The organism is Dietzia sp. DQ11-71 (assembly GCF_014144995.1).
GTDB lineage: Bacteria > Actinomycetota > Actinomycetes > Mycobacteriales > Mycobacteriaceae > Dietzia > Dietzia kunjamensis.
In genome coordinates, this window is the sequence record NZ_JAALDT010000311.1 from 1 (window position 1) to 8559 (window position 8559).

The 8559-nt window shown below is 70.3% G+C and carries 7 protein-coding genes and 1 pseudogene; 7 read left to right on the forward strand and 1 reads right to left on the reverse strand.

What is annotated here, in order from left to right; translation table 11 throughout:
• The 3 genes and pseudogenes from G6023_RS15995 to secA form a co-directional block, all read left to right on the forward strand.
• Positions 1–170: pseudogene (locus G6023_RS15995) on the forward strand (ComF family protein); the annotation flags it as partial.
• A 245-nt stretch (positions 171–415) separates the two neighbouring features.
• Positions 416–1114 carry a ribosome hibernation-promoting factor, HPF/YfiA family gene (gene hpf, locus G6023_RS11235; RefSeq protein ID WP_069388695.1) on the forward strand — a complete coding sequence of 233 codons (699 nt, stop codon included), beginning with the start codon at positions 416–418 and terminating at the stop codon, positions 1112–1114.
• Between the two features lie 166 nt (positions 1115–1280).
• A complete protein-coding gene (gene secA, locus G6023_RS11240) occupies positions 1281–4058 on the forward strand; it encodes a preprotein translocase subunit SecA (protein ID WP_067712293.1) in 2778 nt (925 codons plus the stop codon).
• A 31-nt stretch (positions 4059–4089) separates the two neighbouring features.
• Here the strand turns inward: secA and G6023_RS11245 are convergent, their stop codons facing one another.
• A complete protein-coding gene (locus G6023_RS11245; protein ID WP_241727822.1) occupies positions 4090–4437 on the reverse strand; it encodes a hypothetical protein in 348 nt (115 codons plus the stop codon).
• 368 nt (positions 4438–4805) lie between these two features.
• Here G6023_RS11245 and G6023_RS11250 point away from each other — a divergent pair, with 368 nt between their 5' ends.
• From G6023_RS11250 to G6023_RS11265, 4 genes are all read left to right on the forward strand, one after another.
• Complete coding sequence (locus G6023_RS11250; protein WP_067712297.1) at positions 4806–5216, forward strand: HAD family hydrolase; 411 nt, start codon at positions 4806–4808, stop codon at positions 5214–5216.
• Between the two features lie 4 nt (positions 5217–5220).
• Complete coding sequence (locus G6023_RS11255; protein WP_069388692.1) at positions 5221–6618, forward strand: wax ester/triacylglycerol synthase family O-acyltransferase; 1398 nt, start codon at positions 5221–5223, stop codon at positions 6616–6618.
• A gap of 44 nt (positions 6619–6662) precedes the next feature.
• The gene (locus G6023_RS11260; RefSeq protein WP_067712302.1) at positions 6663–7184 is read left to right on the forward strand and encodes a DUF6912 family protein; all 522 of its coding nucleotides are present in this window, start codon (positions 6663–6665) and stop codon (positions 7182–7184) included.
• A 194-nt stretch (positions 7185–7378) separates the two neighbouring features.
• Positions 7379–8497, forward strand: a complete 1119-nt coding sequence (locus G6023_RS11265) for a ferredoxin reductase (RefSeq protein WP_067712304.1) — start codon at positions 7379–7381, stop codon at positions 8495–8497.
• The last annotated feature ends 62 nt before the right edge of the window (positions 8498–8559 follow it).

The following is an 8559-nucleotide window of genomic DNA, read 5'->3' on the forward strand; positions in this document are numbered from 1 at the left end:
GGGCGACCCCGGGGGCGCCGGCGACCGTGCCCGCCCTGTTGGGGACACCGTCGACCGTGCTCCTCGTCGACGACGTGGTCACCACGGGCGCCACCGCCGCGCAATGCGTCGCTGTCCTGGACGCGGGCGGGTTGCGCGTCACGGGTGTGCTCGCCGTGACCGCCGCCTGACGGCGGACCACTCCCCGCGGGGGAGGGGTCGACGCGACCTTCGCGGTCCGCGGGTCCGCGCCCACGCGAGGGGGTAGGGTGGGTTTTGGACGCGTTCACCAGCACGTTCGCCGCCTGGCGGCTCCGGTGGACAGCGTCTGCAGAGTATCCACTCAGCCATGTGGGTGGCCCCTTCGGCCGGGATTCCGGGCGGTTACCGGATCGGCCGCAGCGGTCCGCCGCAGGCCCGATGAGGAGGAGCTTCGATGGCGAAGACCCCCGCAGTCCTGCTTGATCCCGCCACCTTCGACGGTCCGTCGACGGACGACCCCGGTACGCCGGAGGCCCCGGTCACCATCCGTGGCCGCAATGTCGAGGTCCCCGAACACTTCGCGAGCCGCATCAACGCCAAGCTCGCGAAGATCGAGAAGATCTCGCCGGCCATCCAACGGTTCGACGTGATCCTGCTGCACGAGAACAACCCGCGGCTGTCCAAGGTGAGCCAGCGCATCGAGATCACCCTCAAGGGCAAGCCCGGCGTCGCTCGCGCGGAGGCGGCCGAGGACACCTTCTACGCGGCCCTCGAGTCGGCGGTCGCCAAGCTCGAGCGTCAGATGCGCAAGGCCCGCACGCGGCGCAAGATCAGCCACTCCGGCCACCGGCGCCCCCAGTCCGTCGCCGAGGCGACCGCCGAGCTGACGGCCGACGCCGCCCCGGCCGAGATGCTGGACGGGGTCGACGGCGCCGAGTACGACGACGGGGTCGACGAGCAGATGCCGGGACAGATCGTGCGGAAGAAGGAGCACGACGGCGCCCCGATGTCGGTCGACGAGGCACTCGAGAAGATGGAGCTGGTGGGCCACGACTTCTATCTCTTCCGGGATACCGAGACCGGACGCGCCACCGTCGTCTACCGCCGGCACGCGTTCGACTACGGGCTCATCACCCTGAGCGACGAGGGCTGACGGCCCCGTCCCGTAACCCCCGAGGGCGGTCCGGTCCCCCCCTGACCGGACCGCCCTCGGCGTGTCACGACGGCCCACAGCGCCTAGGATGAGGACGGGCCCGCGTGTCGCCACGCAGGTCGCCGTATCCACGACCACTTCCCCGACCACGAGGACGTTCGAGACTGTGTCGATTCTTTCCAAGCTGCTCCGTGCCGGCGAGGGGCGAAAGCTCAAGAAGTACACCGCTCTCGCCGACTACGTGGACACACTCGCCGACGAGACGGAGAAGCTGAGCGACGACGAACTGCGGGCAAAGACCGACGAGTTCAGGCGTCGCGTCGCCGACGGGGAGACGTTGGACGAGCTCCTCCCGGAGGCCTTCGCGGTGGCCCGCGAGGCGGCCCACCGGGTCCTCGGTCAGAAGCCCTACAAGGTGCAGATCATCGGCGCCATCGTGCTGCACACCGGCTCGGTCGCCGAGATGAAGACCGGCGAGGGCAAGACCCTGACCTGTGTGTTGCCGGCCTACCTCAACGCGCTGGCCGGTAACGGCGTGCACGTGGTCACCGTCAACGACTACCTGGCCAAGCGCGACGCGGAATGGATGGGTCGTGTCCACCGCTTCCTCGGCCTGTCGGTGGGAGCGATCCTCGGCGGGATGACCCCGGCGCAGCGCCGCGAGGCCTACCACGCCGACATCACCTACGGCACCAACAACGAGTTCGGCTTCGACTACCTGCGCGACAACATGGCGCACGACACCGCCGACCTGGTCCAGCGCGGCCACAACTACGCGATCGTGGACGAGGTCGACTCGATCCTCATCGACGAGGCGCGGACCCCGCTCATCATCTCGGGACCCGCCGACGGTTCCAGCAAGTGGTACGGCGAGTTCGCACGCATCGCGCCGCTGCTGGAGGAGGGGACCCACTACGAGGTCGACCGCAAGAAGCGGACCATCGGCGTGACCGAGCAGGGCGTGGAGTTCGTCGAGGACCAGCTGGGGATCGACAACCTCTACGAGGCCGCGAACTCGCCCCTGGTGAGCTACCTGAACAACTCCATCAAGGCCAAGGAGCTGTTCACCAAGGACAAGGACTACATCGTCCGCGACGGTGACGTGATCATCGTCGACGAGTTCACCGGCCGCGTCCTCGACGGGCGTCGCTACAACGAGGGTATGCACCAGGCGATCGAGGCCAAGGAGCGGGTCGAGATCAAGGCCGAGAACCAGACGCTGGCCACCATCACCCTGCAGAACTACTTCCGGCTCTACGACAAGCTGGCGGGCATGACGGGCACGGCCGAGACCGAGGCCGCCGAGCTCTACTCGATCTACAAGCTCGAGGTCATGCCCATCCCGACCAACCGGCCGATGGCCCGCGAGGACCAGGCGGACCTCATCTACAAGACGGAGGAGGCGAAGTTCGCCGCCGTCGTGGAGGACATCGCCGAGCGGGTCGAGAAGAAGCAGCCGGTGCTCGTGGGCACCGCCTCGGTCGAGCGCAGTGAGCACCTGTCCAAGCTGCTCACGCGCAAGGGCATCAAGCACCACGTCCTCAACGCCAAGTTCCACGCCTCGGAGGCGCAGATCATCGCGCAGGCCGGACGGCCCGGTGCGGTCACGGTCGCCACGAACATGGCCGGCCGCGGCACCGACATCGTCCTCGGCGGCAACGCCGACATCATCGCCGACCTCAACCTGCGCGAGCGCGGACTCGACCCGGTCACCACCCCGGAGGAGTACGAGCAGGCCTGGGACACCGAGATCGAGCGGATGCGCACGCTCACCAAGGAGGAGGCGGAGCGGGTCCGCCAGGCCGGTGGCCTGTACGTGCTCGGCACCGAGCGGCACGACTCGCGGCGCATCGACAACCAGCTGCGCGGGCGCTCGGGACGTCAGGGCGACCCGGGCGAGTCACGCTTCTACCTCTCACTGGGTGACGAGCTCATGAGGCGCTTCAACGGTGCTGCCGTCGAGGCGATCATGAATCGCCTGAGCCTGCCCGACGACGTGCCGATCGAGGCCGGCATGGTCTCGCGGGCCGTGAAGAACGCCCAGACGCAGGTCGAGTCGCAGAACTTCGAGATCCGTAAGGACGTCCTCAAGTACGACGAGGTGATGAACCAGCAACGCACGGTGATCTACCGTGAGCGCAAGCGGATCCTCGAGGGCGAGGACATCACCGACCAGGTCGAGTCGATGATCTACCAGGTCGTCAGCGCCTACGTCGACGGTGCCACCGCCGAGGGGTACGTCGAGGACTGGGACCTGGACAAGCTGTGGGACGCGCTCCACCAGCTCTACCCGGTGACGATCGCGGCGCAGGACATCATCGACGGCGACGAGTACGGGTCGTCCGGCGACCTGTCCGCCAAGAACCTCAAGGACGCCGTCCTCGACGACGTCTTCGCCCGCTACGACGAGCGTGAGGCAGAGATCGAGGGCATCGGTGGCGAAGGTGCCATGCGTCAGCTCGAGCGGTCGGTCATGCTGCAGGTCCTCGACCGGAAGTGGCGCGAGCACCTCTACGAGATGGACTACCTCAAGGAGGGCATCGGCCTCCGCGCGATGGCCCAGCGTGACCCGCTCGTCGAGTACCAGCGCGAGGGCTACGACATGTTCTCGGTGATGATGGACGGCGTCCGTGAGGAGACGGTGGCGTTCCTGTTCAACGTCAAGGTCGAGGCCAACCAGCAGCAGAAGGCGATGGCCGGTCCGTCAGCGTCGCAGGCGGCGGCACTCGCCGGCGCCAATCCGATCCTCCGGGCCGCCGGTACCGGCCGGGATGTGAGTGCGGACCAGATGCAGTTCTCCGGCCCGTCGGAGAGTGGCGACCCGGAGCTGGTCGACGAGGGTGCCTCCGCGAACCGGGCGGAGCGGCGGTCTCAGGAGCGGCAGCAGCGCGCAGAGCGCCGCGAGAGGGCGGCCAAGGCCGCCACGAGGGGCCGCCGGGACTGACCCGGCACCCCCGCGCGGCCCGCGGGATGGTTCAGACCAACCTGAGGGCCACGCAGCCGGCACCGGTGGGGGTGACCCGAATGCGGGCCGCGACGGCGAACAGTCGCGGCCCGCGGGCGTACGTGGCGCAGACCTCGTAGTCCACCGCATCCGCGTCCGGCGCCCGTCCGGGGTCGGCCGTGCGGCCTTCCGACCTGCCGGACTCCGCCCTACCGGGGTCCGCGGCGTGGATGTGCAGCCGGTGAACCCTGGCCGGTCCCAGGTGCTGTCCGGGCACACCGTCACGCGCGAGCGTGCGCAGCATCTCTGCGAGATGGGGTGGGAACGCGCCCCTGGTGTGGTGCGGGGCCCGCCTGCGATCCACGACTTCCAGAGCCATGACGACCAGGGCGTGTGCGGCCCGCCGCGCGGGGACCGGGACGCCGCGTTCCGGAGCCGGCACCGGCCTGGCGGGCGGGGTGACGACGCACTCCCGATCCGTCGTCCCCGCGGCCCCCGGCACTCCCGGCGCGGGTTCGGTGGAGGGTAGGGGCCGGACGCGGCCGGCCTCCCGATCGGTTTCGGCCGGCGGGGGAGGCCGCACCGTCGTGGGTGGTGAAACGGGCGTCGGTGCCATCTGGGGTCTGCTCCCTCCCGCGCCGGACCCGGGGTGGTCTGGCGTGCTCTACCCCTCATGACGCGCCGGAACGGGCGCCCGGTTCCACCTCGCCTACTGCACCGTGCCCGGGTGTTGCCTAGGCTGTCCCCATGCGTGGACTGATAGTCGACTACTTCGGGGTGCTGGACGGCACGGAGGAGGACCGTGAGAACTGGCGGTCGATCCTGACCGGTGCGAGGGCGAATGACGTCCGTCTCGCCGTGCTGAGCAATGAACCCGAGGGGCCGGGGGCGGACCGTGTCCGGGAGGACGCCCGCGATCTCGGGATCGAGCACGTGGTGCTCAGCGGTGTGACCGGGGTGGAGAAGCCCGAGCCCGAGGCGTTCCTGGAGGCGGCGCGCCGGCTCGAACTCGAGCCGCGGGAGTGCGTGATGGTCGACGACGCCATCGAGAACGTCCTCGGCGCCGTGCGGACCGGCATGATCGGCGTGTTCTACCAGGTGTTCGATCGTGCGGCCGTGGAGATCCGGGGACTCCTCGGGTTGGACGAGGTGGTCTGACACCGTGGCGACCAGGTTGGCCACCGCGGACGCGGATCTGCTCCTCGGTGACGCCGCGCGTTCCCGGAGCAGGCACTCGTGCTCGTTGGCGCTGGTCGCCAGGGACGAACCGTGGGACATCGACCGCGTCATGGAGTTCGTCGACGCCCGCCTGGCCGACGCGCCCCGGTACCGTCAACGGATCCGGCACATCCCCTTCTCCCTGGCCAGGGCCGTGTGGGTGGACGACCCGGACTTCGACCTCAGTTTCCACGTCCGGCGGTCGGCGCTCCCCGCTCCCGGCGGGATGCGGCAGCTGGCCGACCTCGTGGCGCGGCTCGTCGACAGGCCACTGGAGGCGGATCGCCCGCTGTGGGAGCTGTACCTCATCGAAGGGCTTCCGGATGGACGGTTGGCGATCCTCACCAAGACGCACCATGCGCTGCTGGGCGGTCCCCACGCCGTGGATCTCGCCCAGGTGCTCGTGACGGACGAGCGGGCCTCCGCGGATGTCGACGAGGTCGCCACGTGGACCCCGGTGCCGGCGCCCGGGGACGGGGTCCTCGTCCTGGACGCGCTCATGACCATCGCGACCGACCCCCTGGAGCTGGTGCGCCGCTCGGCCCGCCTGGCTCACGCGCTGGAGCGGGCCACCCGCGGACTGGTCGGCGCGGCGAATCTGTCGGTGCTCCGTCCCGCAGGCGGTCTGGCGGAGATGTTCCGCACCACCCGTCCCCGCGGGAGCCGGGTGGGGTTGGCGTCCTTCCCCCTCGCGCAGGCGCGGGAGATCGCGCGCGAGCACTCCTGCAAGGTGAATGACGTCGTGCTCGCCGTGCTCTGCGGGGCACTGCGGTCCTGGATCCTGTCGTGCGGCCACCCCCTGTCCACCTCGGACACGCTCAGGGCGATCGTGCCGATGGCGGTGACCTCGGAGGCCGACGGGTCGGAGAACCAGAGCGAGGCCACCTCGGCGGAGATCGCCTCGGCGCTCATCGGCATGCCGGTCGGGGAGCCCAATCCCCGTATGCGTCTGGCGCAGATCGCCCGCGAGACGGCCACCCAGCGTCATCCGCGTGAGGCCGTGGGGGCCAAGTCCCTGGCGCGGCTGTCCGGGTTCGCTCCGCCCACCCTGCACGCGCTGGCCTCCCGCGCGGCGATCATGTTGCCGTCGGAGAGCTACGACCTGGTCGTCACCAACGCGCCCGGCCCCCAGCGCAAGGTGTTCTGGGGCGATGGCGAACTCGTCGAGGTCTACCCCGTCCCGGCCCTGCTCGAGGGGCAGGCGCTGGCCGTGTCGATGAGCAGCTATGCCGGGACCGTGTACTGCGGGTTCACCTCGGATCGCCAGGCCGTCCCGGACGTGGAGGAGATCGGAGAGCTCATCTCGTCCGCGTTGGACGAGCTCACCGGCACCGCCGGTTGAGCAGCACCGCCTGCTGACCATCACCCGCCCGAGGAGAGTCCATCATGCGTTTGTTCGTCCCCGCCACCATGGCGATGCTCGAGACCCTGCTCGAGGCAGGGGAGATGCCCGTGCGGAGCGGCACCGCGTTCGCGGCGACCCCCGCGCTCATCGAGTCCTACGCCGAGGGCGACATGGAGGAGATCGAACACGTGGCGTTCCTCGAGGCCGCGCGGGCGTCGCTCCGGCTGCTCGGCGGTGAACTCGACTCCGGCGCCGCGCACGAGGCCCACCCGTACCGGCGGGTCGTGGTGAGCGCGGACGTCCCCGACGGGCGGGTGCAGCCGCGGCCGGACCTGGACACCGCCGTGGTGCGGCTGGACGGTGCCACGGTGGGGACCGCGGAGATCGCCGCCGTCCACGTTGATCTGGCCGGGGCCGTGGACCTGGTGAAGGACGCGGTCGAGGTGGTGGACCGTGCGGATCTGGGGGACGAGGACGCCGAGCTCACCGTCGGTGACGCCCTCGACGTGGACCTGGCGTGGTACGACGCGGTGGAACTGCCGTTCCTGCTCACGCTGCTCTAGGGGTGCGGGCGCACCCGGGCCGGACACCGCCCGGATGCCGGGACTGCCCCGATCGCCTGCGGACCCGGGTCGACGGCGTGGAGAATCGGCCCGGGGGATCCCGCCGGACGGGAACCTACGCTACCGTAGGTTCATAGTCCGGCAGCGGCGGTCCGACCCCCGGGCCGCGGGGATCCGTTTTCAAGGAGGCACCAGTGTCCGAGTCGAGAAGTGGGCTCAATCGCGTCCTGCGTGCGGCGGCCGCGCGGGTTCCGGAGCCGCGGGGGGCGCGTACGTTCCTCAACCGCCTCACCCACCCGCTGCGGATGGATGACTACTCGTCGCTCATCTACCCGCTGTGGTCGTCCCGCGAGCTGCGCGGCGAGATCGTCTCCGTGCGCCGTGAGGCCGACGACGCGGTGACCCTCGTGATCAAGCCGGGCTGGGGCGCCACGCCCGAGTACCGCCCCGGTCAGTACCTGGGGATCGGCGTCCTGCTCAACGGCCGGTGGACCTGGCGCTCGTACTCGTTGACGTCGGCGCCCACGACGGGGCGTGGCGAGTACTCGGTGACGGTCAAGGCCCTGCCGGAGGGGCTGCTGAGCAACCATATCGTCGGAACGGTCGAGCCGGGGATGATCGTCCGGCTGCAGGCGCCGGCCGGTGATTTCCACCTGCCCTCGCCCACGCCCGAGAAGCTGATGTTCGTCACCGCCGGCTCGGGCATCACCCCGGTGATGGGCATGCTGCGGTCGCTGGACCGCCGCTCGGCCGACGAGGGGTTCCCCGACGTGGTGCACGTCCACTCGATCCGCGACCGTGATGACGCGCTGTTCCACGACGAGCTCCTCGCGCTGGAGCGCACCCAGCCGGGTTACACGCTGCACCTGCGGGTGACCAGCGAGGACGGCCGCATCGACTCCGAGCAGATGTCGGCGCTCGTGCCGGACTGGTCGGAGCGTCCCACCTGGGCGTGCGGGCCCTCGGCGATGCTCGACGAGCTGACCGAGCACTTCGAGGCAACGGGACGGGACGACCTCCACATGGAGCGTTTCACCGTGGACCGCAACGCGGGCGCGTCGGGCGGGACCGTCAAGTACGGCTCGACTGACAAGACGGTGGAGCTCGACGGGGCCACCACGATCCTCGAGGGCGGGGAGAGCGTGGGCGTGCAGATGCCGTTCGGCTGCCGGATGGGTATCTGCCAGACGTGCGTCGTGGGCCTGGAGGAGGGCCACGTCCGCGACCTGCGCAACGGCACCGACCACGGTCCGGGGGAGCGGATCCAGACCTGCGTCTCGGTGGCGCTGGGGGACGTCGAGATCAAGATCTGATCGGCCGCCCGGCCGGCGCCCCCGTGAGGCCCGGGTGCCGGCCGGGCCACACCCGGCCGCCG

Coding starts and splice junctions, on each gene's coding strand:
- hpf (WP_069388695.1), top strand. CDS start 416: ATGGCGAAGACCCCCGCAGTCCTGCTTGATCCCGCCACCTTCGACGGT.
- G6023_RS11245 (WP_241727822.1), bottom strand. CDS start 4,437: ATGGCTCTGGAAGTCGTGGATCGCAGGCGGGCCCCGCACCACACCAGG.
- G6023_RS11250 (WP_067712297.1), top strand. CDS start 4,806: ATGCGTGGACTGATAGTCGACTACTTCGGGGTGCTGGACGGCACGGAG.
- G6023_RS11260 (WP_067712302.1), top strand. CDS start 6,663: ATGCGTTTGTTCGTCCCCGCCACCATGGCGATGCTCGAGACCCTGCTC.